Genomic DNA, 25312 nt, shown 5'->3' on the forward strand with positions numbered 1-25312 from the left:
CGCGAGGTCACCGGCGCGCACAACCTCTACCTCGTGGCGAAGGGCCCGGGCCGGGTCGCCGCGCTCGACTGGCTGACGATCAGGCCCTGACACACGCCGACCGGGCCGGGCGGCGGGCTACGGAACCCTGCCGCCCGGCCCGGCCGCGATGCCCGCCGCCTACCGGGATCAGCCCGTGATGGAGTCCAGTTGCTCCGCTGCCGGGCGCAAGGCCCACAGATCGCCACCCGGTGGCTCCTCCAGTGAGAGGACGGCCCGCCGAGCCTGCCGGTCGCCCGCGTCGACGGCCGCGTGCACCACGTCAGTGGCCGCATACCGGTGGAACTCGAGCTCCGGGTGCGGCCAGGCGGCGGCTCCGGTCGCGGCGGGCAGCAGGTAGTCGACCGCACGGAACAGGTTCTGCCCGTCGGGTCCCCGGTACGTCCACAGGTTCACGCCGACGTGCCGTCCGATGGCCGCGAGCCGGGTGTGGGCGACCAGGGTGAAGGTCGAGTAGTGCCAACTGCGCGTGCGGCTCAGTTCTTGGGGCTGGCTGCCGTCGGCGGCGATCTGCGGAGCTATGCGCGTGCTGCCCGCGCTGAGGACCGTTCGGCGGGCCAGGCTCTTGTCGCCGGTCGCGTAGGCGAGGGCGGCGACCTGCATGTCGTGGAAAGTGCCGTGGTTGTTCGTGGCGGCGGCCTCCTGCTTGCCGAAGTCGCTGTTCCTGAGCCAGCTGAGGATGTCGGTGTTCCACTTCGCCATGCCGGTGCGGTCCGCCTTGGTCCAGCCGGCGGCGCCGGTGTCGAGGATGGCGAGCGCGTCGAGGACGCTGGTGTACGACTGCGAGAAGTCGATGATGCCGATGGCGCGGTCCTCGTATGTGCAGGGGATGAACTGCGCGTGGTTCAGGTGCGGGTTCGAGGGAGGGCCTCGGGGCGCACTTGGTGAGTGCCTGCACGGGCGGAGGTGACCTTGCGAAGGCCGGCGAAAGACGCATTGCCTCAGCGCCCGGTCACTGATGACGAGCAGTGCGGGCGCGCAGGTCGGTGGGGTGATGTGTTTGCGCCGGGGCGGGATGGCTGGTGATCAGCCGCCGGGGAGCCCCATGGCGGCACTGCTGGAGGTCAGCGCAGGAGCCGAAGGGCTGACGTCGGGGGGGGGGGGGGCGGGGGGCCCCGCCGGCCCCGGGGGGGGGGGGGGGATGGACCGGCGTGGCTGGGCGCGTTGCGGGGGAGCGGGTGCGGGTGGGGTAGGCGTGCGGTGGCCTGGCTCGGCGGGGGGCGGTGTGTGCGGGGTGGGCCGGCGTGGCTGGGCGTGTGCGGGGGGAGCGGGTGCGGGTCGGCGGGGTGCGTCGTGGGGGCGAGTTGGTGGAGTGGTTCTGGGGCGGTGGGGTCAGGGGTCGTCCGTGCCTGCCAGCTTGCCGAAGTTGTGGTCCGGGAAGGGGGGAGGGGCGGCCAGGTCCAGGCCGTAGTGGTGGTAGAGCTGGAGTTCTTGTTCGGGGGAGAGGTGGCGGCCTACGCCGAAGTCGGGGGCGTCCTTGATCAGGGCGCGGTCGTAGGGGACGTGGAGGGTGCCCTCGATCAGTTCGCTCGGTTCCAGGGGGACGAACGCGTCCCTGGAGAAGAGGCCGGTGCGTATGGCGGCCCACTCCGGTTCGCCGGTCGCGTCGTCGAGGTAGACCTCGTCGATGGTGCCGAGCTTCGTGCCGTTGCGGTCCAACGCCTTGCGGCCGATCAGGTTGCGCGGATCGATGTCGGTCTGCACGGGCCCTCCACTTGATCGCAACTCATCCGTAAACACTACAAAAGAGCAGATTCCGGAAGGTGGCCACTCGAAGGTCGGAGCGTGGACCTCGCTGGTACGCTGACAAACGGCTGCTGACCCCGTGCGGGAGAGTCCTCCAGACATCATCGGAGGCGCCGAAGGAGCAAATCCTCCCCGGAATCTCTCAGGCCCACGTACCGCATGGACGAGGTCACTCTGGAAAGCAGGGCGGGTGCCGACGGCGTCGACGGCTTCCGCTCTCACCGACGGTGAAAGTCGGGTGCCCTCGGGTGTCCGGTGAAGCTCTCAGGTTGAGATGACAGAGGGGGAGGCCGTCCGGGTACCCGCGCCGTGGTGACCCTCGAAGGTCGTGTCAGACCAGGAGGCCTCCGTTATGACCGCCCATCGCATTCCGCTCTCCGAGCTCGAGCAGGGAATCCCCTTCGAGCAGCGCCACATCGGGCCCGACCAGGAGGCGCGGGCCAAGATGCTCGCGCAGGTCGGGTACGGCTCACTCGACGAGCTCACCGCCGCCGCGGTCCCGGATGTGATCAAGAACGCCGACGCGCTGGAGCTGCCGGGCGCGCGCACCGAGGCCGAGGTGCTGGCCGAGCTGCGTTCGCTGGCAGACCGGAACCAGGTTCTCGACTCCATGATCGGGCTCGGGTACTACGGGACCTTCACGCCGCCCGTCATCCTGCGGAATGTCATGGAGAACCCCGCCTGGTACACGGCTTACACGCCGTACCAGCCCGAGATCTCCCAGGGGCGGCTCGAAGCCCTGCTCAACTTCCAGACCATGGTCGCCGACCTCACCGGGCTGCCGACCTCCGGTGCCTCGCTGCTCGACGAGGGCACCGCGGCCGCCGAGGCACTGGCGCTCTCCCGGCGCATGGGCAAGAACAAGAAGGGGCTTTTCCTGGTCGACGCGGACACGCTGCCGCAGACCGTCGCCGTGATCGAGACCCGCGCCGAGCCGACCGGTGTGGAGGTCGTGGTGGCCGACCTCAGCGACGGAATTCCGGCCGAGATCGCCGGTCGTGAGATCAATGGAGTGCTGCTCCAGTACCCGGGCGCCTCCGGGGCCGTACGCGACATCAAGCCGGTGATCGAGCAGGCACACGAGCTCGGCGCGCTGGTGACCGTCGCCGCCGATCTGCTGGCGCTGACGCTGCTGAAGTCCCCGGGGGAGCTCGGTGCGGACATCGCGGTCGGGACGACGCAGCGCTTCGGTGTGCCGATGGGCTTCGGCGGACCGCACGCCGGATACATGGCAGTGCGCGAGAAGTTCGCGCGCAGCCTGCCCGGAAGGCTCGTCGGGGTGTCCGTCGACGCGGACGGGAACAAGGCGTACCGGCTCGCCCTGCAGACCCGTGAGCAGCACATTCGACGGGAGAAGGCAACCAGCAACATCTGCACCGCGCAGGTGCTGCTCGCGGTGATGGCCGGTATGTACGCCGTCTACTACGGCCCCGACGGCCTGCGGACCATCGCGCGGCGCACCCACCGGTACGCCACGGTCCTCGCCGCGGGCCTGACGGCCGGCGGCGTCGAGGTCGTGCACGGCTCCTACTTCGACACGCTGACCGTCCGGGTGCCGGGGAGGGCCGCCGAGATCGTCGCGGCCGCGCGGGCCAACGGCGTCAATCTGCGGCTCGTGGACGGCGACCACGTGTCCATGGCCTGCGACGAGACCACCCTGCGGGCCCAACTGGGCGCCGTGTGGGCCGCGTTCGGGGTCGAGGGCGACATCGAGGCGCTCGACGCGGTCACCGAGGAGACTCTTCCGGGCGCGCTGCTGCGGAGCGACGAGTACCTGGCGCACCCCGTGTTCCACCAGCACCGCTCCGAGACCGCGATGCTGCGCTACCTGCGCCGCCTGGCCGATCGCGACTACGCGCTCGACCGCGGCATGATCCCGTTGGGCTCCTGCACCATGAAGCTCAACGCGACCGCCGAGATGGAGCCGGTCACCTGGCCCGAGTTCGGGCAGTTGCACCCCTTCGCGCCCGCCGAGCAGGCGCAGGGCTATCTCACGCTCATCCGTGAGCTGGAGGAGCGGCTCGCCGAGGTCACCGGATACGACAACGTGTCGCTGCAGCCCAACGCCGGCTCGCAGGGGGAGCTGGCCGGGCTGCTGGCCGTACGCGGGTATCACCGTGCGAACGGTGACGAGCAGCGGACCGTGTGCCTGATCCCGTCGTCGGCGCACGGCACCAACGCCGCCAGCGCGGTCATGGCGGGCATGAAGGTCGTCGTCGTGAAGACCGCCGGGGACGGCGAGATCGATGTCGAGGACCTGCGGGCGAAGATCGAGCAGTACCGGGATGAGCTGTCGGTGCTGATGATCACGTACCCGTCGACGCACGGTGTCTTCGAGGAGCACGTCGCCGACATCTGCGCCCAGGTGCACGAGGCGGGCGGCCAGGTGTACGTCGACGGGGCCAACCTGAACGCGCTGGTGGGCTTGGCCAAGCCGGGGCACTTCGGCGGTGACGTCTCGCACCTGAACCTGCACAAGACCTTCTGCATCCCGCACGGCGGGGGCGGTCCGGGCGTCGGCCCGGTGGGTGTGCGTGCGCACCTGGCGCCGTATCTGCCGAACCACCCGCTGCAGCCCGCGGCGGGGCCGGAGACGGGTGTCGGGCCGATCTCGGCCGCGCCCTGGGGCTCCGCCGGGATCCTGCCGATCTCGTGGGCGTACGTCCGCCTCATGGGCGGGGAGGGGCTCAGGCGGGCCACGCAGGTGGCCGTGCTCAGTGCCAACTACATCGCCAAGCGCCTGGAGCCGCACTACCCGGTGCTCTACACCGGCCCGGGCGGGCTGGTCGCGCACGAGTGCATCATCGATCTGCGGCCGCTGACCAAGGCGACCGGGGTGAGCGTCGACGACGTCGCCAAGCGGCTCATCGACTACGGCTTCCACGCTCCGACGATGTCCTTCCCGGTGGCCGGCACGCTGATGATCGAGCCGACCGAGTCCGAGGACCTGACGGAGCTCGACCGGTTCTGCGAGGCGATGATCGCCATTCGAACGGAGATCGAGAAGGTCGGCAAGGGCGAGTGGTCCGCGGACGACAACCCGCTGCGGAACGCGCCGCACACCGCCGGCGCGATGGGCGGGGAGTGGGAGCACGCCTACACGCGCGACGAGGCCGTCTTCCCGGCCGGTGTGTCGGTGGCGGACAAGTACTGGCCGCCGGTGCGTCGTATCGACCAGGCGTTCGGAGACCGGAACCTGGTCTGCTCCTGCCCGCCGCTGGATGCGTACGAGGACTGACGTTTTGTAGTACGTGCTGAGGGCTCCGTCCGGTTGTCGTACGTGCTGAGGACTCCGTCCGGTTGTCGTACGTGCTGAGGGCTCCGTCCGGCTGTTCGTCGGGCGGAGCCCTTGTGTGTCATGGGGTCGCGAGGGAGACCTCGGTCGACTTGATCAGGGCGACGACCACGGTGCCGGGTGCGAGGGCGAGGTCGGTCACGGCGTCTCTGGTGATCACCGCGGTCAGATCGCCGCCGTCGAGGGCCACCTTGACGGCGGCCATGGCGCCGCCGGTCGTGATGTCGCGGACGGTGCCCGGGAGCTGGTTGCGGATCGAGACGCCCTCGACCGGGGCGGTGGCGAGGGAGACCTCCGTCGACTTCACCAGGGCGTGTACGGCGGCACCCGCGGTGAGGCCGAGTTCCTCGGCGGCCTCCAGGGTGATCGCCGCGGTGAGGTTCCGGCCGCCGGTGAGGCGGACCTTGACCGTGGCCATGACCTCGCCTGGGGTGACGGCGGTGACGGTGCCGGGGAGCTGGTTGCGGATGCTCAGGCTCATGGGGAGGGCCTCGCCGGGGGTAGGGGAGCGGGGGTCCCCACGGTAGTCGGAGGTGGGGCTTATGCCGGGTATGCGTGCGTCTGGGTCGCCTTGACCGTTGCCCAGGCCGGTGCGCCCGGGTGCAGGTCGAGCTCCGCCGCGGCGGCCGTCGTGAGGTCGGCGGCGAGGGGGAGTTCACCGGTGAGGTCCACGCGGATCTGGTCGCCGTGGGTCTCCAGGCCGGCCACTTCGCAGCGCCAGAGGTTGCGGGCGCTGGAGCCGGTGGGGCGGTCGCGGTAGAGGGTCACGGCGCCCGGGGGGAACGCGACGAAGACCGGTCCGGCGAGGTCCTCCGTGGTGGTGATGGCGGGGCCGGCGTCCAGACGGACCGTGTGGCCATCGGCCTGGCCCTTGTAGAGGTTGAGGCCGACCAGCTGCGCGATGTAGTCCGTGCGGGGGTGGCGGGCGATGTCGGCGGGTGAGCCCTCCTGGACGACCAGGCCGTGCTCGACGACCACCAGCCGGTCGGCCAGCACCATGGCGTCCAGCGGGTCGTGGGTGACCAGGACGGCGACGGCCTCGAACTCGGCGAGGTGGCGGCGGAGTTGGGCGCGTACCTCCAGGCGGGTGCGGGCGTCCAGGGCTGCCAGGGGTTCGTCGAGGAGGAGCAGGCGGGGGCTGGTGGCCAGGGCGCGGGCCAGGGCGACGCGCTGGGCCTGGCCGCCGGAGAGGCGGCGGGGTTTGGCGCCGGCGTGGTCGGCGAGGCCCATGCGGTCCAGCCACTCGGCGGCCTGCGCGCGGGCCTCCGCCTTGGTCGCGCCGTGGCAGCGGGGTCCGAAGGCCACGTTGTCGAGGGCGGACAGGTGTGGGAAGAGCAGGTAGTCCTGGAAGACGACGCCGACCGGGCGGGACTCGGGGGGCGTACGGTCCAACTCGGCGCCGTCCAGCCGTAGATGGCCGCCGGTGAGCGGGGCGAGGCCGGCGAGGGCGCGCAGGGCGGTGGTCTTGCCGGCGCCGTTCGGGCCGAGCAGGGCGACGACGTCGCCGGGGGCGGCGGTGAGGCTGACGTCGAGTCGGAAGGTGTCGCGGGCGACGACGAGGTGGGCGTTGAGGCCTTCGCCGCGGGTGCCGTCGGCGGTGGCGTCGGTTGTGGTGTCGTCGACGTTGGTCATGAGGGGCGTGTCCTGGAGTGGCTGGAGTGGCTGGAGTGGGGTGGGCTGTGGGGGCGAGGTCGGGGGAGAGCGAGGGGTGGGGGTGGGGAGGGTTCTCGTACGTTCATAGGTGTGGGCGACGGTGCGGGGCGTCTTCGGACGGGGTTCGTGCGGGACCGGGGTCGGTGTGGGCCGGGGGTGAGTCGCGCAGCCCGGCGTTGACGGGGTGCCGCCTGCGCCCACCCGTGCCGCCCAAGCGGCACGATTGCCCGCAGGTTGGGCCCACCTGTGCCGTCCCGAGCGGGCACGATTGCCCGCAGGTTGACGGGGTGGGTGAGGCGCGGTGGGGGCGGCGGGCAGGGTGGGTGGGGGATGCGCCCACCCCAGCCGTCCCGAGCGGCGCGATTGCCCGCAGGTTGACGGGGTGGGTGAGGCGCGGGTGGGTGGTGGGGGGTCATGAGGGGGTCATCCAGCGGTCGCGTAGACCCGCGAGGACCGCGATCGACACGGCCAGCAGGACCAGGCTGAGGGCGATGGCGGCCGCCGGGTCGTTCTGGAGGGCCAGGTAGACCGCGAGTGGCATGGTCTGGGTGCGGCCCGGGAAGTTGCCCGCGAAGGTGATCGTGGCCCCGAACTCGCCGAGGGCTCGTGCCCAGGCGAGGACGGAGCCCGCTGCGATGCCCGGCATGATCAGCGGCAGCGTGACCCGGCGGAACGCGGTGAAGCGGGAGGCGCCGAGGGTGGTGGCCGCCTCCTCGTAGCGCGGGTCGGCGGCGCGCAGGGTGCCCTCGACACTGATGACGAGGAACGGCATCGCCACGAAGGTCTCGGCGAGGATCACGCCGGTCGTGGTGAACGGGATCGTGATCCCGAACCAGGAGTCCAGCCACTGCCCGACCACGCCGTTACGGCCGAGGGCGAGCAGCAGTGCCACGCCGCCGACCACCGGGGGCAGGACGAGGGGCAGGGTCACCAGAGCGCGGACCAGACCGCGGCCCGGGAAGTCGGCGCGGGCCAGCAGCCAGGCCAGGGGGACGCCGACGACCAGGCTCAGCGCGGTCGCCGCCGTGGCGCACACCAGGGACAGGCGGAGGGCCTCCCAGACCTCCGCACTGGCCAGCTGCTCGGGGAGGCTGCGCCAGGGCGCTCGTACGAGCAGGGCGACCAGCGGGAGGAGCAGGAACGCCAGCCCTGCCAGGGCGGGGAGGAGGAGGGGCAGGGGCACGCCTCGGCGGGCGCGTGCCGGAAGACGCCGGCGCCCACCCTCCACGGTGTCGGCCGCGGCCTTGTCGGGCCCGGTCATGGCGTGAGGAACCCGGCCCCGGTCAGGACCTTCTGGCCCTCGGCGGACTTCACCAGTTCGATGAAGGCCTTGGCGGCGGCGGGGTTGGGCGCGTTCTTGAGGAGGGCGATCGGGTAGTCGTTGACGGCCTCGGCCGACTCGGGGAAGTCCACGCCCGCCACCTTGTCACCGGCCGCCTTCACGTCGGTCTTGTAGACCACGGCGGCGTCGGCCTCCTTCAGCTCGACCTTCGTGAGGGCGCTCTTGACGTCCTGCTCGTAGGAGACCGGCGTGAGCTTGAGGCCGGCGGTCTCCAGGGCCGTCTGGGCGGCGGAGCCGCATGGCACCGTCTTGTCGCACAGGACGACCTTCAGGCCGGACTCGGTGAGGTCCTTGAGGGAAGTGACCTTGTGCGGGTTGCCCGGCAGGGTGGCGATCTCCAGCTGGTTGCGGACGAACGTGGCGGGCGGGCCGACGGCGTCCTTCGCGTCCGTCACGATCGCCATCGTCTTGGCGCTCGCGGCGGCGAACACGTCGGCCGGGGCGCCGCCGGTGATGTTCGCGGCGAGGGTGTCGCTGCCGCCGAAGCTGAAGGTGATCTTCGTGCCGGGGTGCTCCTCCTCGAACCGCTTGCCCAGGGTCGTGAAGCTCTCCTGGAGAGAGGCGGCGGCGAAGACGGTCACCGTGCCGGAGAGCTTCGCGGAGGAGCCGGATCCTGCCGCGCCCGATTCCGCCTCGGAGGAGCCGGACGAGGAGCACGCGCTCAGGGCCAGCAGTGCGGTGGCTCCCGCGCCGACCGCCTGCAGGGTCCGGCGGGTCCGGCGAACGGAACGGGTCATCACGGGGCCACTCCCTCGGTCTGCATGGAGAAGAGCCCGTCGGACCCTTCCGTTGCGCCGATCATACTTCCGCATATGCGAGGCATAAGTCAGCTGCGGCATCGCATGAGCTGGGGGGAAACGCATGCAGGCTGGCATGTGCGTTCATACGCAAGTCTCGTCGAGGGGAGCCTCAGACGCGGTCGATGTGTACATTCGTCGACTTCACGCGGGCCGTTGCCTCCATGCCGATCTCCAGGCCGAGTTCCTCGACGGCTTCGCGGGTCAGCAGGGAGACGAGCCGGTGCGGGCCGGCCTGGATCTCGACCTGGGCGGCGACGTCGCCCAGCTTGATGGCGGTGACGATGCCGGGGAAGGCGTTGCGGGCGGAGGTGTACGGCGTGTCCTCGTCGGTGCTCGCGGCCTTGGCCAGCTCCACGGAGAACGCGGCCAGGTCCCGTCCGTCGACGAGCCGCCGCCCGCTGTCGTCGCGGTGGGTCGCCACCCGCCCGGCGTCCGCCCAGCGGCGCGCGGTGTCGGAGCTCACGCCGAGCAGTCTTGCTGCCTGGCCGATCGTGTAGGACTGCATGCGGTCACGATAGGGCCGTGAACGGTGGGTCGTGGATGTGGGGCGGGGTGCGGCGAGGACGGGGTGGTGCCGTGCTCAGCCGGTGTGGACGCGGGCCCCGCGGGGCCGGCCCGGTCCCGCCTCGCGCAGCACCTCTCGGGTGACCCGGGGCGACCTCGTCCTGGCCGAAGAGGAAGAAGGGTGACGATCACCAGCACGATGGTCGCCACGGGAGACGGCAGGCCGGCCGCGAGGGCCGCGATGCCCGGCTGCAGCCGTGGCCGAGAAGCCGCCGACGCCGGTCGGACACATGACCCGCCGCCAGCGTCGGCCCTGGTGCGTGGGCTCGGGTGTGGTGTGCGGGCCCTGAGGGCCGCCGCCCTTGCCCATGCCGGACAGGCCTTCCAGCATCCAGGAGCGCAGACGTCTGGGCGGCGGGTGTTCGGTGGTGGCCATCGGGCGTGCTCCTGGAGAGCGGCTCAGTGTGTGGATCCGGCCATCATGCGTACGGCCAAATCAGCGTAGGCGGAGAGTGATACCAGAACCCACGGATTGCCGGGCCTGAGCGCGTCAAGCTTCCGTTGAGACGGCGCGCTGGAGGTCGGCGCGGGCGTCAGTAGCAGGTCAAGCCGGTGATCGTCCGCCCGACGGCCGGTGGGGCGGGGTACGTGGCGTGCGGGGAGATCGTCCGAAGGCGGACACCCGGAGTCATGACGTACGACCCTTTCCGGCCGCCCCGCGCAGGTGGCGCCGTCACTCGAGGCCGGAGATCTTGAACACGTGCAGGGCGGTCTCACGGTCGATCCGCTGGGAGAGGCGGCCCAGGACGGGGGCGCCGCAGGTGAGCGAGCCGCGGGAGGCGGATGTCTGGGCGTCCTCGTCCAAGCGGTGCCAGAGGTCCGGGTTGTCCACCAGGACCTGCGGGTCGATCTCCACCCGGCCGCCGAGCACGTCCCGTAGCACCAGCCGGCGGCTCAGTCCGTCCGGGCAGCTGACGGAGACCAGCAGGTCGGTGCGGACCCGGCGCTCCCGCAGCAGTCCACGGGACGCCAGCCAGCCCTCGCCGGCGCGCACCCGGGGCGGGCAGAGCACCACGAAGAGCAGCAGTCCCAGCGCCAGCCACAGGGCACCGCGCCAGAGCGTGAAGCAGCCCTCGCCCCAGTCGATGACGAGCAGCAGCCCGAGAAGCGTGGCCGCGCAGCGGACGGAACTGTGCAACTCCCGCACCCAGCGCCGGTCGTGCACCGCCGCACCGGGCCCTGGAGCGCTTGCGCCGGCCGGCTCGTGCCACACGTCGCGGAGTCCCATGGGGCCGACGGTAGGGACTCCCCGGGCGGGGCGGCATCCGTTGACGCCAGTCTGACGGGTATTCGGCGGTTCTTGACGCGTCAACCGCGGGCGCTCGGCGGGTGCACGGCGGGTGGGGCGCTTCCGCGCCGCCGTGGGGGCTCCCGCCGGGCGCCCCCACGCGCTGCCGACAACCCTGAAGAAGCGCATCGGAGCACTCCGGAGCGCGCCCTCTCGGCTTCATCGCCTGGCCTCCGGGCGAACGTCCCGGAACGCGGGCGAGCGCGGCTGACGGCATCTTGCCCCGGCTGTCCGGGCCACCTACAGTGCGCCCGTAACGTTCGTTGGATCATCCGAAAGTTTCGCCCGCCGCGACGCTCGAAGGGACTGACGCGCATGCGGACGTACGGCAATCCCGTGATCGGTGGCTTCCATCCGGATCCCAGTGTGTGCCGGGTCGGTGACGACTACTACCTCGTGTGCTCGAGCTTCGAGTACTTCCCCGGTGTCCCGCTCTTCCACAGCCGTGATCTCGTGCACTGGCGCCAGATCGGCAACGTGCTGGACCGACCGGGACAGTTGGAACTGCCCGACGACACGGTGGCCTCCGGTGGGATCTACGCCCCGACGATCCGACACCATGACGGCCGCTTCTACATGATCACGACGAATGTGTCCGGCAAGGGCAACTTCCTTGTGACCAGCGATCGTCCCGAGGGTCCGTGGTCCGACCCGGTGTGGATCGACCTGCCGGGCATCGACCCCGACCTGGCCTGGGACGACGACGGAAACTGCTGGTGCGCGGTCTCCGGAGTCCGGGTCGCGCGCATCGACCCGGTGACCGGCAAGGTACTGGAGGGCCCCCTTGCGGTGTGGTCCGGAACGGGACTTCAGCATCCCGAGGCCCCGCACCTCTACCGGATCGGCGACTGGTGGTACCTGATGCTGGCCGAGGGCGGCACCGCGCTCGGCCACAGCGTCTCGATCGCCCGCGCCCGCGACCCGCGTGGCCCCTACGAGCCGGCGCCGGCCAACCCGGTTCTCTCCCACAGCGGCACCGGCCTGCCGATCCAGTGCACCGGCCACGCCGACCTGGTCCAGGCGCCCGACGGCACGTGGTGGATGCTGCTCCTCGCCACGCGCCCCCGCGGCTTCTTCCCGTCCTTCCACGTCCTGGGCCGGGAGACCTTCCTGACCCCGGTCGAGTGGGTGGACGGCTGGCCCCGCGTCGGACCGGTGCTCGAGCGGCATCCGGCGCCGGCCGCCTGGCAGCCCGTCGAACTCCCGCCGGAACGCGACGACTTCGACGCCGGGCGGCTCGCACCGCACTGGATCTCCCCGCGCGGCAGGCCGGAGGGCGCCTGGTCGCTCGGCGAGCGGCCGGGGTGGCTGACCCTGAGGGCGACCGGGGACAGCCTCGACCGGCCGGGGCACACCTTCGTCGGACGCCGTCAGCAGCATCCGGAGTGCCGGGTGGCGGCGCGTCTGGACCCCGGAACCGCACGTGCGGGCCTGTCCGTTCGCCTGGACGAGGCCCACCACTACGACGTCGAGGTCGCCGGGGGAGAGGTGAGCATCGTCGCCCGGATCGGTCCGGTACGGCAGGCTCTCCTCCGCCGGCCCGTACACGCGGGGCCGGTCACGCTGGTCGTCGAGGTCCGTACGACATCCCCCGTGCCGCCGACCGCCAGGAGTTCCCGGGACCGGGCTCCGGGAGTAAGGCCCGGGGGCCCCGACGCGGTCGTCTTCTCGATCGAAGGCGGTGAACCGCTGGCCGAGTTGGACGGCCGCTACCTGTCCACACAGGTCGCCGGCGGCTTCACCGGACGCGTGATCGGCATGTACGTCACCGAGGGCAGCGCGTCCTTCGACTGGTTCGCATACGCACCGTCGAGCTCCTGAGGCAGCCGCTTTCCGGAACAAGTCGACGGCGGACTCGCTCAACATTCCCCGCGTACAAGGGGTTGCCACCGTTTGGGAGCTGTCTCTAGGGTGCGGCAACAACGAACCTTTCTGGATCAACTCCGAAACTTTCGGTCCAGCGGACAGGCGTGGACGCGCCGTCCCGTACCCAAGGAGCGCAAAATGGGCGACCCGGCACTGTCCCGCCGCGGGTTCCTGGCGGCGTCCGCCGCGGCCGGTCTGAGCATGACGGCACTGAGCGGCTGTGGCGGCGACTCGGACGGAGGGTCGTCGGGGACGACCACCATCGAGTGGTGGAACATCTCGACCACCGAGCCCACCAAGGGCGTCTGGGCCGCACTGGCCAAGAAGTTCGAGGCCCAGAACCCCAAGGTGAAGATAAAGATCGTTCAACTGGAGAACGAGGCCTTCAAGTCGAAGATGACCGCGCTGACCGCCTCCGGAAAGCTCCCCGACATCTTCCACACCTGGGGTGGCGGCGTGCTGAAGCAGCAGGTCGACGCGGGCCTCGTCGAGGACCTCACGGACCGCACCAAGCCGTGGGGCGACGCCCTGCTGTCGGTCGCCAAGGAGCCGTACCTGCTCGATGAGAAGGTGTACGGCGTCCCGTTCGACATCGGCATGATCGGCTTCTGGTACAACAAGGCGCTCTTCAAGCAGGCCGGCATCAGCACGCCCCCGACCACCTGGAGCGGCTTCCTCGACGCCGTGGGCAAGTTGAAGGCCAAGGGCATCACCCCCCTCGCCCTCGCGGGCAAGGAGACGTGGACCGGCATGTACTACTGGGCCTACCTCGCGATGCGCACCGCCGGCGCCGAGGCACTGCAGAAGGCCAACGACGACAAGGACTTCACAGGGGCCGAGTTCGTCGAGGCCGGCGAGCACCTCAAGGAGCTCGTCGACCTGAAGCCCTTCCAGAAGGGCTTCCTCGGCGCCGCCTACTCCACCCCCACCGGCCAGGCCGCCGCGGTGGGCAACGGCAAGGCCGCGATGGAACTCATGGGCCAGTGGGCGCCGGTCGTCGAGGCGGACGCCGGCAAGGGACTCGGTGACGACCTCGGCTTCTTCCCGTTCCCCGAGGTCGAGGGGGGCAAGGGTGCCATCACCGAGGTGTTCGGCGGGGGCGGCGGACACGCCCTGCGCCAGGGCGCACCGCAGGCCGCCGTCGACTTCCTGAAGTTCTTCGCCTCCGAGTCCACCGACCTGGAACTCGTCAAGAAGACCGGCGTCCTCCCGGTGGTTCCGAGCGCCGAGAGCGCCATCGCCGACCCGAACATCAAGGCCGTACAGGCGCAGTTGAAGAGCGCCACCGGTTTCCAGCTCTACCTCGACCAGGCGTACGCGCCCGCCCTTGGCCAGGAGGTCAACGACAGCGTCGGCGCGCTGATCGCCGGCTCCAAGTCCCCCGAACAGGTCACCGAGTCGATCACCAAGGTCGCGAAGGAAGAGCAGTAGCCGGCGATGACCTCCACGTTCCTTCCGGACAAACGGACCGGCCCCGACGTCGACGTTCCGCCCCCGGCCGCAGGCAGCGCCCGGGGGCGGGCCCGGCGCCGCACGCTCAACTGGCTCACCGCTATCGGCTTCCAGCTGCCCGCCCTGGTTCTCTTCGGCGTACTGGTGCTGCTGCCGATCCTGTTCGCCCTGTACGCCGCGTTCTTCCGCTGGGGCGGCTTCGGCATGCCGTCCGACTACATCGGGGTCGACAACTTCACCCGGCTCTTCGACGACCCCGTCTTCCTCGGTGACCTGTGGCGCTGCCTCGTCCTGGTCCTGCTGTCGCTCGCCCTGCAGCTGCCGTTCGCGCTCGCCATGGCCGTCCTGCTCAACCAGAAGGTGCGCGGCCGGGCCGTCTACCGGATGCTGTTCTTCGCGCCGTACGTGCTGTCCGAGGCCATCACCGGCGTGCTGTTCAGCATGATCTTCGCGCCGGACGACGGACTCGCCGACCGGCTGCTGGGCGGGATCGGCCTGGACGGGCTGGGCGGGGAGTGGTTCGCCGACCCCTCCACCGTCATGGCGACCCTCTTCCTCGTCATGACCTGGAAGTACTTCGGCTTCCACATGATGCTCTACCTGGCCGGACTCCAGTCCATCCCCCGTGAGTTGACCGAGGCGGCACTCATCGACGGCGCCGGACCCTGGCAGCGTTTCCGCAACGTCACCCTGCCGCTGCTCGCGCCGACCCTGCGGATCAGTGTCTTCCTGTCCGTCATCGGATCCATCCAGCTCTTCGACCTGGTCTGGGTGACCACCGCGGGTGGCCCCGACCACCACTCCGAGACCATGGCCGTGACCATGTTCCAGTACGGCTTCAAGCGCTACCAGGTCGGATACGCCAGCGCGATCAGCGTGGTCATGTTCGGCATCAGCCTCGTCTTCGCTCTCGCCTACCAGCGGTTCGTGCTCCGCCGCGACCTCGAAGGAGCGACCACGACGATGAGAGGAGGCGGGAAGTGACGACCACTCAGAAATCCCGTGGCAAGTCACTGCCGGTGCACGTCGTCCTCATCGTCGCCGGCGCGGTGATGGTCGTACCGCTGCTCTACGCGATGGTCTCCGGCTTCAAGTCCACCGACGAGCTCTCCCGCAACCCGATCGGGCTGCCCGACTCGTGGGTGATCTCCAACTACACCGACATCCTCGGCTCGGGCGCCTTCTGGCAGCTGCTCGGCAGCAGCACGCTGATCGCGGTGGGGACGACCGTCATCGTCGTCGCGGCCTCCGCGCTCGCCGCGTTCTCCTTCGCCCGGTTCGCCTTCCGCGGACGGGAGATGCTGTTCACCCTGTTCACGATGGGGCTCATGTTCCCCTTCGCGGTGGCGGCCCTGCCACTGTTCCTGCTGCTGCGCTCCATGGGCCTGCTGGACAACCCGCTCGGCGTGATCCTCCCGCAGGCCGCGTTCGGGCTTCCGATGACGATCATCATCCTGCGCGGCTTCTTCCGGCAGATTCCGGGGGAGCTGGAGGAAGCGGCCACGCTCGACGGGTGCACGCCGTTCGGGTTCTTCTGGCGGGTGCTGCTGCCCATGGCGCGGCCCGCGCTCGGCACCGTGTCGGTCCTCGCCGTCGTCACCAGCTGGAACAACTTCTTCCTGCCGCTGCTGGTGTTCACCGAATCCACGTGGTGGACCATCCCGATCGGCGTGCAGCAGTTCCAGGGCCAGTACTCCACGGACACCGCCAAGGTCTTCGCCTACCTGGTGCTGGCCATGGTCCCGGCCCTCGCCTTCTACTCGGTCGCCGAGCGCCAGCTCGTCGGCGGCCTCACCGCCGGCGCCACGAAGGGATGACCCGCGCCGACGGACGTACGGCTCACCCTCCCCCACTCTCGACCTCGTTCGAGCCGGGGGAACCCAACCGCACGTGAGGAGTCGCACCATGCGCACTACGACGATCCGCTCCCGCACCCGGCTCAGACTCGCCGGCGCCCTCGCGACCGTCCTGGTCACAGCGGGCATCGCCACCGGGCCGGCCGCCCAGGCGGGCGAGCAGCACGGCAAGCAGCCCACGCTCGCCGACCTGGCCGAGCGCCACGGCCGCTACTTCGGCAGCGCCACCGACAACCCCGAACTCACCGACGAGCCGTACAAGGCCCTCCTCGGCAGCGAGTTCGACCAGATCACCCCCGGCAACGGCATGAAGTGGTACGCCACCGAACCCCAGCAGGGCGTCTTCGACTGGTCCAAGGGCGACGAGATCGTGAACCTCGCCCGGGCCAACCACCAGAAGGTGCGCGGGCACACGCTGGTGTGGCACAGCCAGCTGCCCGGCTGGCTCACCGGCCGCGACTGGACGGCCCCCGAGCTGAGGGCCGTGCTGAAGAAGCACATCCAGGCGGAGGTACGCCACTACAAGGGCAAGATCTACGCCTGGGACGTCGTCAACGAGGCGTTCAACGAGGACGGCACCTACCGCGAGACGATCTTCTACAAGACGCTCGGCCCCGGCTACATCGCCGACGCGCTGCGCTGGGCCCACCAGGCCGATCCGAAGGCCAAGCTCTACCTGAACGACTACAACGTCGAGACCATCGGGCCGAAGAGCGACGCGTACTACAAGCTGGCCAAGGAACTCCGGGCGCAGGGCGTGCCGCTCCACGGCTTCGGCCTCCAGGCCCACCTGGCCCTTCAGTACGGCTATCCGACCACGCTGGAGGACAACCTCCGGCGCTTCTCCCGGCTCGGCCTGGACACCGCGCTCACCGAGGTGGACGTCCGCATGTACGTGCCGGCGGACGAGGCGAAGCTGGCCACGCAGGCCGAGTGGTACCGGGACATGACCGAGGCCTGCCTCGCGGTGCGGCGGTGTGTCGGCATCACCCTGTGGGACTACACGGACAAGTACTCGTGGATTCCCGCGTTCTTCGAGGGCGAGGGTGCGGCGCTGCCGTGGGACGAGCAACTGGCGCCGAAGCCGGCGTACTTCGCGATCCGGGAGGCGCTGAAGTAAGGACCCGTTGCTCCGGCGTTCGTGAGGGGGCGCCTGAGCAACGCCCCGTTCCCGGGCACCCGCGAGGGGGGTGCCCGGGAACGGCCCTGTTTGGGGCGTGGCGGCGACGTGGGGTGGTTACCGGCGCGCGGTAGGAGGGGGCGGTGTCGGGGGGGCCGGCTGCCGGTCGGGTTCGGGAGGGGGTGGTGGCGGGGGCTCGTCCGCAGGTGGGCGCGGGAGGGCGGTGACTAGGGCACCGCCACCGGCGCCGTGCTCGCCCTCACCACCAGTTCCGTGCCGAGTTCGACCCGTGGTGAGTCCGGCTGTTCGTCGCGGGCCAGGCGCAGGACCGTGCGGGCGGCCAGCTTGCCCATGTCGGCGAGGGGCTGGCGAACCGTGGTGAGGGGCGGGGCCGACCAGCGGACTTCCGGAAGGTCGTCGAAACCGACCAGGCTCATGTCCTCCGGGACGCGCAGGCCGCGCCGGCGCAGCGCCTCGATCGCGCCGAGTGCCATCTGGTCGCTGGCCGCGAACACGGCGGTCGGCGGCTCGGGCAGGTCGAGGAGGGCGTTGCAGCCGGCGAAGCCGGACTCCGGGCGGAAGTCGCCGGGGGCGACGAGCGAGTCGTCCACCGCCAGGCCGGCGCCCTCGAGGGCGGCCCGGTAGCCGTCGAAACGGGCCCGCGAACAGAGCAGCCGGGGCGGGCCCGCGATCAGGCCGATCCTGCGGTGGCCCAGCGACAGCAGGTGTTCGGTGGCCGCCATGCCGCCCGCCCAGTTGGCGGCGCCGACCGTCGGGACATCGAGGGCGGGGGAGCCGGCCGGGTCGACGACCACCAGCGGGACGCCGAGGATGCGCAACTCGTCGTGCAGGACCGGCTCCAGCGCCGAGGTGACGAGGATGACACCGTCGGAGGCGCGGGCCCGCAGGTTGCGCATCCACTCGCGGGCGTCGCCGGTGCGGCCGTGGATCGCCGACACCACCGTGCCGACCCCGGCCGCGTGCGCGACCTCCTCCACGCCCCGGATGATCTCCACCGCCCAGGGACTGTCGAGGTCGTTGAAGACGAGGTCGAGGAGGGCGGCGCGGGTGCCGGGTGCCGCGGGCCGCTTGCGGTAGCCGTGCCGTTGCAGCAGGTCCTCGACCCGTGCCCGGGTCTGCGGCGAGACGTCGGACCGGCCGTTGACCACCCGGGACACCGTCGGCACCGAGACTCCGGCCCGCCGGGCGATCTCCGTGATCGTCACCTTGCCCCGGGCCTCGGGCGCCGTCCCGGCGTCGGCCTCGCGTGCTGCCACTTCCCCACCTCCGTACCCGACTGCCCTCGAAACTTCCAGGAGTCTTCCGGAAAGAGGGTGACCGTGGGAAGAGGCCGCGCCCGTGAGCGGAGGAGACAGGGCACGACGGACCATCAGAACCCGCACGAGGGGCTACGCGGAGTGACCGTCCCAGGACAAGCGTCGGGGCCGGTGCGCAGTCGCCGCTGCGAGCCGGCCCCTCAGTACTCCGGGCGGGTGCGGTGTGCCGCCCGGCGCCGCTCAGGCGGCGGTCATCACCTGTGCGGTGCCCAGCGGGCGGTGCGGGTCGATGACCCGTCCGTCCGGCAGGAGCTCACCGGTGTCCTCGAAGAGCAGAACGCCGTTGCACAGCAGGCTCCACCCCTGTTCCGGGTGGTGCGCCACGAGACGGGCGGATTCCCGGTCGGCGGAGTCGGCTGTCGGACACGGTGTCTGGTGCTGGCACATGGGTGGGATCTTTCGCTCTGTCGTGATGAATGGGATGGCTGTGTTGTCTGTCCCGCGGCTTGAAGCGTCGTTCATGCCGGCCCCCGTTGTGATAAGTCGGTCGGAACCCAGTGTTGCCCCACGGGCGTCGATCCGCAGGGATTTCGCAGCACCGCTTCTCACAGGTTGATGACGCATCACTCGCGCGGACGGTTCATTCCAACTGCACTGTCGTTTCGGGTGGTTCGCGGTGGCCCGATAGGGCTAGTCCGGACGGGCAACACGCCAAATCCGGCTCGTACGAGCCATAAAGAGCTCGTACGAGCGAATGGGCCGACGAGGAATCACGGTATGAGCCCAAAGGCGTCGCACACAGCGTCGTACCCCGCCACCCGGGAGATCGGGAACGGGGTACGAAGGCCGCCGCGAGGGGAGCGTCAGGCCGGTGAACTCAGCAGGGGTGCCGGAGTCGCCCGATGCGTCAGCACCGGAAGCAGATCGGCCACCCGGTGCGGACGGTGCGCGGCGATTCCGGGCGGCGCCGGCGCCAGCGGCACGAGCAGGTCGGTGGCGGCGGGGTGGCCGGTGGCGCCGTCCGCGGTGCAGTCGTCGTGCAGCCAGAGCGTGAGCATGTAGAGACGGGGTACCGACAGCAGGCGAGGTTGATAGGGCCGCGTCATGTTCTCCGCCTGGCGCAGCGCGAGCTCGGTGGAGGCGATGTACGGGCCCTCGAAGAAGCGGGAGAACGCCCAGCCGTCGGGGGTCAGCATGGTCTCCGCCGCGGCCACCGCACGGTCGCCGCAGCGGATCAGGAAACGCCAGCCGGCCAGCCGGGTGACCGGGACGCCCGCGGCGTCGACGCCGTCCAGGACGTGCACCGGCAGTGGGAACTCAGGAGTGACGGGGCCCTGGGCGTGCAGCAAGGAAGGAGTTCGGGCTTCACGGACCGCGGTGGGGGAACCCAGCGCGGTGAGGACGGAGCGAAGTGCGGGCGCGGGAGCCGGGAGGACATGCAGCGGCATGGTGGGTCGCCTCTCATTCGACAGGCACAGTGGCGCGAGGGCGGGGCTGGGCGGACGACGCTGTCAGCTCACGTGGTCAGAGAGGCGGGGGCCGTGGTCCGGTAACCAGGGGTGCACGCGAGGCCTGCCGTACGTCACCTGGTGGCAGGATCGAGGGCCGCGGGCGCCAGCCTTCTGCCTTGTTCGCGGAGTTTATACGACACATGTTCAGACGATGTTTCGTCTAGCCGTTTCCGGCGAGGAGAGCAAGGGGCCATTCGGTCGGCGATTCGCGGTAATCATCCCGATTCCGCGCCGACTGCGCGGCGGTGACCTCGGAAAATGCCGGGAGGGCGGACGGCCCATTCTTGTCGGCGTTTTTCACGAGCTCCGGTGGGAACTCGAAACTGCACGGTGCACCATGCCTGGTGAATGTGCCACGGGGCACATCCATCAGAGTAGCGGTTGCCGGTCCCGCCTGTGACGTTATCGATCGTCTCGGCTGGGCATCATCCCACCTGACCCGGACACCGGCGGCCGTTCGTCGGCCCGCCCATGCGAGGAGGGACGTTGCGATGGGGGAGAAGGTCGTGGCAGGTCAGTTCGACCTGTCCGATCGCCAGCGCTACCGCGACAAGCTCCGCCGGAATCTGACGGGGCTGGAGCGGCTCCTGGCCGAGAAGCGGTTCGACCGCCCCAAGAACCTCATGGGGCTGGAGATCGAACTGAATCTCACCGGCGCCGACGGTATGCCGAAAATGCTCAATGCGCAGGTGCTCGAACGCATCGCAAGCCGAGATTTCCAAACAGAACTCGCCATGTTCAACCTGGAAGTCAACATAGCCCCACACCGATTGGGTGGGCGGGTATTCGACCGGCTGGCCGAGGAACTCCGCACCTCGTTGGCATATGCCGACAGGAAAGCGGGAGAGCTCGACGCGGGAATCGTGATGATCGGCATTCTGCCGACCCTCGACCGCGACGACCTGGTCTCCTCGAACCTCTCCGACGTCGACCGCTATGTCCTGCTCAACGACCAGATCGTGGCCGCCCGCGGCGAGGACTTCGCCCTCGACATCGACGGCGTGGAGCGTCTGACCTGCAGCTCGAAGTCCATCGCGCCCGAGGCCGCCTGCACCTCCGTACAACTCCACCTCCAGGTCACTCCGGGCCGCTTCGCCGACGTGTGGAACGCCGCCCAGGCCGTCGCCGCCGCGCAGATCGCCGTGGGTGCCAACTCGCCGTTCCTGTTCGGCCGCGAGCTGTGGCGCGAGTCCCGGCCGCCGCTCTTCCAGCAGTCCACCGACACCCGCCCACCCGAACTCCAGGCCCAGGGAGTGCGCCCGCGCACCTGGTTCGGCGAGCGGTGGATATCCTCCGCGTACGACCTCTTCGAGGAGAACCTGCGCTACTACCCGGCCCTGCTGCCCATCTGCGACGACGAGGACCCCCTGGAGGTCCTCGACGAGGGCGGAATCCCGAAGCTCGCCGAGCTCGTCCTGCACAACGGCACGGTGTACCGCTGGAACCGCCCGGTCTACGGCATCGCCGACGGGGTCCCGCACCTGCGCGTCGAGAACCGTGTGCTGCCCGCCGGTCCCACCATCACCGACGTCATCGCCAACGCGGCCTTCTACTACGGCCTCGTACGCGCGCTCGCCGAGGAGTCGCGGCCGGTCTGGAGCAGGCTGCCGTTCGAGGCCGCCGCCGCCAACTTCGACGCCGCGTGCCGGCACGGCATCGACGCCCGCCTCACCTGGCCCCGGCGCGGCCGGTACGGCGGCACGACCGAGGTCGACGCCGTCAGCCTCGTACGCGACGAACTGCTGCCGCTGGCCGCGGCCGGCCTCGACGCGTGGGGCGTCGAGCCCGCTGACCGGGACCTGTACCTCGGCGTCATCGAGGAACGGTGCCGACGCCGGGTCAACGGCGCGTCCTGGCAGGCCGCGACCTTCCACCGGGCACTGGAGAGCGGCCTGTCCCGGGAGGCCGCACTGGCCGCCACGACCCGGTGGTACCGCGAGCTGATGCACAAGGGCGAGCCGGTGCACACGTGGCCGGTGGGGCTGCCGGAGCCGGTGCCGCTGGGCTGAGTGGTGCTGCGCCGGAGCCGGCCCGCCGTCGCGGTTCGCCCCGTGCGCGCGGCGGGCCTCACCGTCGCCCCGGCCGCCCGCCGCGTCACCTGAAGCGGGGGCGTCGGTCGGTGCACTGGGAACACTCCCGCCGCCGCCACCGGCTTCAGGATCACCGAGTGGATCCGGGAGGGCTCGCCGACCTCGCCGACCTCGCCGACTCGCCGACCTCGCCGACCTCGCCGACTCGCCGACCTCGCCGACTCGCCGACCTCGCCGACTCGCCGACCTCGCCGACCTCGCCGACCTCCTGGACCGAGCCGCCGGTCGCTTCGGCGATCGGTCATGAGCGGGGGTCGCTGCCGCCCGTCCGATACTGATCGGGCAAGCTGTGACGTCCCATGACGGTGGCGGGCCTCCCTGTCGAGTACCGGCGCTGTGGGGATGCGCGGGAATATCAACTGGAGGCCGGTGTGCAGTCGGAGGCGGGCTCGGTGGCCGATTCCTTTCCTGAGGAGCGGCCCTCACGACGGATCCTCCGGGACGAGACCCTGCTCGTTCTGGGGCTCTCGCTCGGCGCGAGTGGGGTGTCCGCCCTGATCAGCTTTGTCGGATCGGTCACCAAACCCGGAGGTCTCAAGGACCAGGCGGCCACCCTCAACGCATCGGCCGCGCCCGGCCGACCCTGGCTGGATCTCGCCTGGCAGCTGTTCGGGATCGCCTCGGCGCTGGTGCCCGTCGCGCTGGTCGCGCACTTCCTGCTCCGCGAGGGGCAGGGTCTGCGCACCCTCGGCTTCGACCGCACCCGTCCCTGGCCGGACCTGGGCCGCGGGGCCGCGGTCGCGGCGGTCATCGGCAGCACCGGAATCGCCTTCTACCTGGCCGCACGCGGTCTCGGCTTCAACCTCACCGTGGTGCCCGAGGCGCTGCCCGAGGTGTGGTGGAAGTACCCGGTGCTGATCATGTCCGCGATGCAGAACGCGATCCTCGAAGAGGTCATCGTGGTGGGCTATCTGCTGCGGCGCCTCGGCCAGTTGGGCTGGACGCCCGGCACCGCGCTGGTGGCCAGCTCCGTACTGCGCGGCTCGTACCACCTCTACCAGGGCATCGGCGGCTTCATCGGCAACATGGTGATGGGCGTGGTGTTCGTGTACCTGTACCGCCGCTGGGGGCGCGTCGGCCCCCTGGTGGTGGCACATTCCCTGCTCGACATCGGGGCGTTCGTGGGTTACGCGCTGCTGGCGGGCAAGGTGGGATGGCTGCCGACGGCGTGAGCCACCGGCAGCATGCCGTACCCCGTTGCGGACCTGCCTGGCTAGACCAGTAGCTCGCCCTCGATCACCGTCACCGCGCGGCCGGTAAGCAAGGTGCGGTCGCCACGGAGTTCCGTCCGGACGCGCCCGGAGCGCGGGGAGGCCTGGAGGCCGGTGAGGTCGGGTCGGCCTAGGCGCTCGGACCAGTAGGGGGCGAGCGCCGTGTGGGCGCTGCCGGTGACCGGGTCCTCGTCGATGCCGATGCGTGGGAAGAAGCAGCGGGAGACGAAGTCGTAGCCGCGGGCGGGGTCCTCGGCGCGGGCGGTGGCGATGATGCCGCGCTCCGAGTGGGCGACGAGGGCCTTGTGGTCGGGCGCGAGGGAGCGGACCGTCTTCTCGTCGGGGAGCTCGACGAGCAGGTCCCGGATGTTCGGGCCGGTGTCGAAGGCGGTGAGCGGCTCGGCACCGAGGGCCCCGGCGACGCCGTCCGGGAGCTCGACCGCAGTGAGCGGCGCGGTCGGGAAGTCCAGCGTGATCGAGCCGTCCTCGTGGGGGGTCGCGACGAGCACACCGCTGCGCGTGGCGAAGCGCACCGGGCCGTCGTGGGCGCCGGTGGTGTGCAGGACATGGGCCGTGGCGAGCGTGGCGTGACCGCACATGTCGACCTCGGCGGCGGGCGTGAACCAGCGCAGCGCCCAGTCGGCCTCGCCGCCTCCGGGCAGCCGGTGGGCGAACGCCGTCTCGGCGTGGTTGACCTCCAGGGCGATGTTCTGGAGCCGGTCGTCCCGCGGGAAGGCGTCGAGGAGCAGGACCCCGGCCGGGTTGCCGGCGAAGGGGCGGTCGGTGAAGGCGTCGACGATTCGGATGCGCATGTCCCGACGCTAGGGGCTCCGCGGAGGCGGGAACCAAGGCCAATTCCGGAGTGCTGGACCCAATTCGGGGGCCGGTGCCGTGTGAGGAAGCCCTGTCCTGGGGGCTTGCCTTGCGAACAGTCCCGATATATCGTTGACGCATCGCGACAGATCAACGATGGATGGAGTGATAGCGATGCGTTCCCATGGATTCGAACGTGGACATGGTGGTGCAGGTCGCCAGGGCGGCCGGGGCGGTTTCGACGGTCGGCGTGGTGCCTTCGGGCCCTTCGGGCCGGGTGGCCCCGGTGGCGGTCCCGGCTTCGGCGGACCGGGTTTCGGGCCGGGGCCCTGGGGGCCCAGGGGTCGAGGCGGACCGCGGGGGAGGGCGCGGCGCGGTGATGTACGCGCGTCGATCCTGGCCCTGCTGAAGGACCGGCCCATGCACGGGTACGAGATGATCCAGGAGATCGCCGAGCGCAGTGGCGGGGCGTGGAAGCCCAGCCCCGGCTCGGTGTACCCCACCCTCCAGTTGCTGGAGGATGAGGGGCTGATCACCAGTGCGTCCGAGGGCGGCAAGAAGCTGTTCTCGCTCACCGACGCCGGCCGTACCGCGGCCGAGGAGGGACCCGAAGCGCCCTGGGAGGAAGCCTCCCGCGGCGTCGACTGGGAGGCCCTCGGTGAGATCCGCCAGGCCGGCTTCGGTCTGATGGAGGCCTTCGGGCAGGTCTGGAAGACCGGCAGCAAGGAACAGCGCGAGAAGGCGGTCGGCGTGATCAACGACGCCCGCAAGAAGCTGTACCTGATCCTCGCCGATGAGGACTGACGGCCGTACGGCAGTGAAGTGGCGCCCCGCGGAGTGATCCGCGGGGCGTCTTCACGTGGGCGGTCGGGCAGTCGTACGGCGTACGGCCGTCAGCCCACCAGGCCTGCCAGCTTGCGCAGTGACTCGTTCAGGGCCGCCGTCGCCGAGTCCTTGAGCTTGCCCGCCATCAGCGAGACGGCGGCGCCGGTGAACTCGCCGTCGATGCGGACCGTCGTGGTGTCGGCGTCGGGGATGAGGGTGTAGCGCGTGGCGACGGTCACGGCCATCGGGCCCTTGCCGCGGATCGCGAGCACCCGGGCCGGCTCCAGTTCCTCGATGGTCCACTCGACCTCGGCGGGGAACCCCATCAGCCTCATGTTCTCCTGGAACGTCCCGCCCACGGCGAGGGTCTCCGGGCCGCCCTCGGGGAAGCTGGTGTGGGTCGTGTTCCACTCGCCGTACGCGGACCAGTCGGTCAGCCGGGCCCAGACCTTCTCCGCGGGTGCCTCGATACGTGCCTCCGCGCTGACTTCGGCCATGCGACCACCTCTTCGTGTCGGGCTGGGTGTCGCGGAACGTAGCCGTAGGACCCGGAACATTCAATAC

General features: G+C 70.6%; 22 protein-coding genes, 2 pseudogenes and 1 riboswitch. Of the genes and pseudogenes, 10 read left to right on the top strand and 14 right to left on the bottom strand.

The features are described from left to right. Nucleotides 1–168: 168 nt before the first annotated feature. Both ACFWWR_RS31640 and ACFWWR_RS31645 read right to left on the bottom strand, forming a co-directional pair. A pseudogene (locus tag ACFWWR_RS31640) lies at nt 169–897 on the bottom strand (alginate lyase family protein); the annotation flags it as partial. 474 nt (nt 898–1371) lie between these two features. Beyond that, the gene (locus ACFWWR_RS31645; protein ID WP_383877460.1) at nt 1372–1743 is read right to left on the bottom strand and encodes a PRC-barrel domain-containing protein; all 372 of its coding nucleotides are present in this window, start codon (nt 1741–1743) and stop codon (nt 1372–1374) included. 114 nt (nt 1744–1857) lie between these two features. Beyond that, nucleotides 1858–1953, top strand: a riboswitch (glycine riboswitch). Nucleotides 1954–2137: 184 nt separating this feature from the next. Here ACFWWR_RS31645 and gcvP point away from each other — a divergent pair. Beyond that, a complete protein-coding gene (gcvP, locus tag ACFWWR_RS31650) occupies nt 2138–5023 on the top strand; it encodes an aminomethyl-transferring glycine dehydrogenase (RefSeq protein ID WP_384306805.1) in 2886 nt (961 codons plus the stop codon). A 118-nt stretch (nt 5024–5141) separates the two neighbouring features. Here gcvP and ACFWWR_RS31655 read toward each other — a convergent pair whose 3' ends face one another. The 7 genes and pseudogenes from ACFWWR_RS31655 to ACFWWR_RS31685 form a co-directional block, all read right to left on the bottom strand. Further along, entirely contained in the window at nt 5142–5561 is a 420-nt protein-coding gene (locus tag ACFWWR_RS31655) for a molybdopterin-binding protein (protein WP_383877464.1), read from the bottom strand. Between the two features lie 59 nt (nt 5562–5620). Further along, the gene (locus tag ACFWWR_RS31660) at nt 5621–6712 is read right to left on the bottom strand and encodes an ABC transporter ATP-binding protein (protein WP_383877467.1); all 1092 of its coding nucleotides are present in this window, start codon (nt 6710–6712) and stop codon (nt 5621–5623) included. A gap of 433 nt (nt 6713–7145) precedes the next feature. Then, on the bottom strand, nt 7146–7994 hold the full coding sequence (modB, locus tag ACFWWR_RS31665; protein WP_383874299.1) for a molybdate ABC transporter permease subunit: 849 nt from the start codon (nt 7992–7994) through the stop codon (nt 7146–7148). Further along, nucleotides 7991–8812 (bottom strand): molybdate ABC transporter substrate-binding protein, encoded by an 822-nt coding sequence (gene modA / locus ACFWWR_RS31670; RefSeq protein ID WP_383874297.1) that lies wholly within the window; start codon nt 8810–8812, stop codon nt 7991–7993. Before modA ends, modB begins: the two co-directional genes overlap by 4 nt. Nucleotides 8813–8984: 172 nt before the next feature. Continuing rightward, entirely contained in the window at nt 8985–9380 is a 396-nt protein-coding gene (locus ACFWWR_RS31675; protein WP_383874296.1) for a molybdopterin-binding protein, read from the bottom strand. Between the two features lie 161 nt (nt 9381–9541). After that, a pseudogene (locus ACFWWR_RS31680) lies at nt 9542–9815 on the bottom strand (amino acid transporter); the annotation flags it as partial. 297 nt (nt 9816–10112) lie between these two features. Continuing rightward, complete coding sequence (locus ACFWWR_RS31685) at nt 10113–10667, bottom strand: hypothetical protein (protein WP_383874294.1); 555 nt, start codon at nt 10665–10667, stop codon at nt 10113–10115. Nucleotides 10668–11042: 375 nt separating this feature from the next. On the opposite strand from ACFWWR_RS31685, the gene ACFWWR_RS31690 reads away from it, so the two are divergent. From ACFWWR_RS31690 to ACFWWR_RS31710, 5 genes are all read left to right on the top strand, one after another. After that, nucleotides 11043–12548, top strand: coding sequence for a glycoside hydrolase family 43 protein (locus ACFWWR_RS31690; RefSeq protein ID WP_384306808.1), 1506 nt, complete (start codon nt 11043–11045; stop codon nt 12546–12548). A gap of 183 nt (nt 12549–12731) precedes the next feature. Continuing rightward, the gene (locus ACFWWR_RS31695; protein ID WP_384306810.1) at nt 12732–14024 is read left to right on the top strand and encodes an extracellular solute-binding protein; all 1293 of its coding nucleotides are present in this window, start codon (nt 12732–12734) and stop codon (nt 14022–14024) included. A gap of 6 nt (nt 14025–14030) precedes the next feature. Then, nucleotides 14031–15029, top strand: a complete 999-nt coding sequence (locus ACFWWR_RS31700; protein WP_383874290.1) for a carbohydrate ABC transporter permease — start codon at nt 14031–14033, stop codon at nt 15027–15029. A 68-nt stretch (nt 15030–15097) separates the two neighbouring features. Continuing rightward, nucleotides 15098–15862, top strand: a complete 765-nt coding sequence (locus ACFWWR_RS31705; RefSeq protein ID WP_383874303.1) for a carbohydrate ABC transporter permease — start codon at nt 15098–15100, stop codon at nt 15860–15862. 88 nt (nt 15863–15950) lie between these two features. Continuing rightward, nucleotides 15951–17021, top strand: a complete 1071-nt coding sequence (locus tag ACFWWR_RS31710; RefSeq protein WP_383874288.1) for an endo-1,4-beta-xylanase — start codon at nt 15951–15953, stop codon at nt 17019–17021. Between the two features lie 227 nt (nt 17022–17248). Here ACFWWR_RS31710 and ACFWWR_RS31715 read toward each other — a convergent pair whose 3' ends face one another. The 3 genes from ACFWWR_RS31715 to ACFWWR_RS31725 all read right to left on the bottom strand — a co-directional run bounded on the left by ACFWWR_RS31715 (nt 17249) and on the right by ACFWWR_RS31725 (nt 19746). Beyond that, the gene (locus ACFWWR_RS31715) at nt 17249–18298 is read right to left on the bottom strand and encodes a LacI family DNA-binding transcriptional regulator (RefSeq protein ID WP_383874286.1); all 1050 of its coding nucleotides are present in this window, start codon (nt 18296–18298) and stop codon (nt 17249–17251) included. Nucleotides 18299–18538: 240 nt separating this feature from the next. Next, complete coding sequence (locus tag ACFWWR_RS31720; RefSeq protein WP_217242136.1) at nt 18539–18745, bottom strand: DUF5999 family protein; 207 nt, start codon at nt 18743–18745, stop codon at nt 18539–18541. Nucleotides 18746–19161: 416 nt separating this feature from the next. Continuing rightward, nucleotides 19162–19746 (bottom strand): hypothetical protein, encoded by a 585-nt coding sequence (locus ACFWWR_RS31725; RefSeq protein WP_383874284.1) that lies wholly within the window; start codon nt 19744–19746, stop codon nt 19162–19164. 554 nt (nt 19747–20300) lie between these two features. On the opposite strand from ACFWWR_RS31725, the gene ACFWWR_RS31730 reads away from it, so the two are divergent. From ACFWWR_RS31730 to ACFWWR_RS31740, 3 genes are all read left to right on the top strand, one after another. Continuing rightward, nucleotides 20301–21818, top strand: coding sequence for a glutamate--cysteine ligase (locus tag ACFWWR_RS31730; protein WP_383874282.1), 1518 nt, complete (start codon nt 20301–20303; stop codon nt 21816–21818). Nucleotides 21819–21976: 158 nt separating this feature from the next. After that, the gene (locus ACFWWR_RS31735) at nt 21977–22177 is read left to right on the top strand and encodes a hypothetical protein (RefSeq protein WP_384306812.1); all 201 of its coding nucleotides are present in this window, start codon (nt 21977–21979) and stop codon (nt 22175–22177) included. A gap of 93 nt (nt 22178–22270) precedes the next feature. Further along, the gene (locus tag ACFWWR_RS31740) at nt 22271–23071 is read left to right on the top strand and encodes a CPBP family intramembrane glutamic endopeptidase (protein WP_383874280.1); all 801 of its coding nucleotides are present in this window, start codon (nt 22271–22273) and stop codon (nt 23069–23071) included. A 41-nt stretch (nt 23072–23112) separates the two neighbouring features. On the opposite strand, the gene ACFWWR_RS31745 is transcribed toward ACFWWR_RS31740, so the two are convergent. Then, entirely contained in the window at nt 23113–23922 is an 810-nt protein-coding gene (locus ACFWWR_RS31745; RefSeq protein WP_384306815.1) for a PhzF family phenazine biosynthesis protein, read from the bottom strand. Nucleotides 23923–24097: 175 nt separating this feature from the next. Between ACFWWR_RS31745 and ACFWWR_RS31750 the strand changes: the two genes are divergently transcribed. Beyond that, nucleotides 24098–24727 (top strand): PadR family transcriptional regulator, encoded by a 630-nt coding sequence (locus ACFWWR_RS31750; RefSeq protein ID WP_383874277.1) that lies wholly within the window; start codon nt 24098–24100, stop codon nt 24725–24727. Nucleotides 24728–24816: 89 nt separating this feature from the next. On the opposite strand, the gene ACFWWR_RS31755 is transcribed toward ACFWWR_RS31750, so the two are convergent. After that, nucleotides 24817–25245, bottom strand: coding sequence for an SRPBCC family protein (locus ACFWWR_RS31755; RefSeq protein WP_384306818.1), 429 nt, complete (start codon nt 25243–25245; stop codon nt 24817–24819). Nucleotides 25246–25312 lie beyond the last annotated feature (67 nt).

The sequence above is a fragment of the Streptomyces sp. NPDC058678 genome, from assembly GCF_042714835.1.
In the GTDB taxonomy this organism is placed as follows: Bacteria; Actinomycetota; Actinomycetes; order Streptomycetales; family Streptomycetaceae; genus Streptomyces.

What these genes read in the sequence shown, in the direction of transcription:
- gcvP (WP_384306805.1), top strand. Translation starts at nt 2,138, where the DNA reads ATGACCGCCCATCGCATTCCGCTCTCCGAGCTCGAGCAGGGAATCCCC.
- ACFWWR_RS31655 (WP_383877464.1), bottom strand. Translation starts at nt 5,561, where the DNA reads ATGAGCCTGAGCATCCGCAACCAGCTCCCCGGCACCGTCACCGCCGTC.
- ACFWWR_RS31660 (WP_383877467.1), bottom strand. Translation starts at nt 6,712, where the DNA reads ATGACCAACGTCGACGACACCACAACCGACGCCACCGCCGACGGCACC.
- modB (WP_383874299.1), bottom strand. Translation starts at nt 7,994, where the DNA reads ATGACCGGGCCCGACAAGGCCGCGGCCGACACCGTGGAGGGTGGGCGC.
- modA (WP_383874297.1), bottom strand. Translation starts at nt 8,812, where the DNA reads ATGACCCGTTCCGTTCGCCGGACCCGCCGGACCCTGCAGGCGGTCGGC.
- ACFWWR_RS31675 (WP_383874296.1), bottom strand. Translation starts at nt 9,380, where the DNA reads ATGCAGTCCTACACGATCGGCCAGGCAGCAAGACTGCTCGGCGTGAGC.
- ACFWWR_RS31685 (WP_383874294.1), bottom strand. Translation starts at nt 10,667, where the DNA reads ATGGGACTCCGCGACGTGTGGCACGAGCCGGCCGGCGCAAGCGCTCCA.
- ACFWWR_RS31690 (WP_384306808.1), top strand. Translation starts at nt 11,043, where the DNA reads ATGCGGACGTACGGCAATCCCGTGATCGGTGGCTTCCATCCGGATCCC.
- ACFWWR_RS31695 (WP_384306810.1), top strand. Translation starts at nt 12,732, where the DNA reads ATGGGCGACCCGGCACTGTCCCGCCGCGGGTTCCTGGCGGCGTCCGCC.
- ACFWWR_RS31700 (WP_383874290.1), top strand. Translation starts at nt 14,031, where the DNA reads ATGACCTCCACGTTCCTTCCGGACAAACGGACCGGCCCCGACGTCGAC.
- ACFWWR_RS31705 (WP_383874303.1), top strand. Translation starts at nt 15,098, where the DNA reads ATGGTCGTACCGCTGCTCTACGCGATGGTCTCCGGCTTCAAGTCCACC.
- ACFWWR_RS31710 (WP_383874288.1), top strand. Translation starts at nt 15,951, where the DNA reads ATGCGCACTACGACGATCCGCTCCCGCACCCGGCTCAGACTCGCCGGC.
- ACFWWR_RS31720 (WP_217242136.1), bottom strand. Translation starts at nt 18,745, where the DNA reads ATGTGCCAGCACCAGACACCGTGTCCGACAGCCGACTCCGCCGACCGG.
- ACFWWR_RS31725 (WP_383874284.1), bottom strand. Translation starts at nt 19,746, where the DNA reads ATGCCGCTGCATGTCCTCCCGGCTCCCGCGCCCGCACTTCGCTCCGTC.
- ACFWWR_RS31730 (WP_383874282.1), top strand. Translation starts at nt 20,301, where the DNA reads ATGGGGGAGAAGGTCGTGGCAGGTCAGTTCGACCTGTCCGATCGCCAG.
- ACFWWR_RS31745 (WP_384306815.1), bottom strand. Translation starts at nt 23,922, where the DNA reads ATGCGCATCCGAATCGTCGACGCCTTCACCGACCGCCCCTTCGCCGGC.
- ACFWWR_RS31750 (WP_383874277.1), top strand. Translation starts at nt 24,098, where the DNA reads ATGCGTTCCCATGGATTCGAACGTGGACATGGTGGTGCAGGTCGCCAG.
- ACFWWR_RS31755 (WP_384306818.1), bottom strand. Translation starts at nt 25,245, where the DNA reads ATGGCCGAAGTCAGCGCGGAGGCACGTATCGAGGCACCCGCGGAGAAG.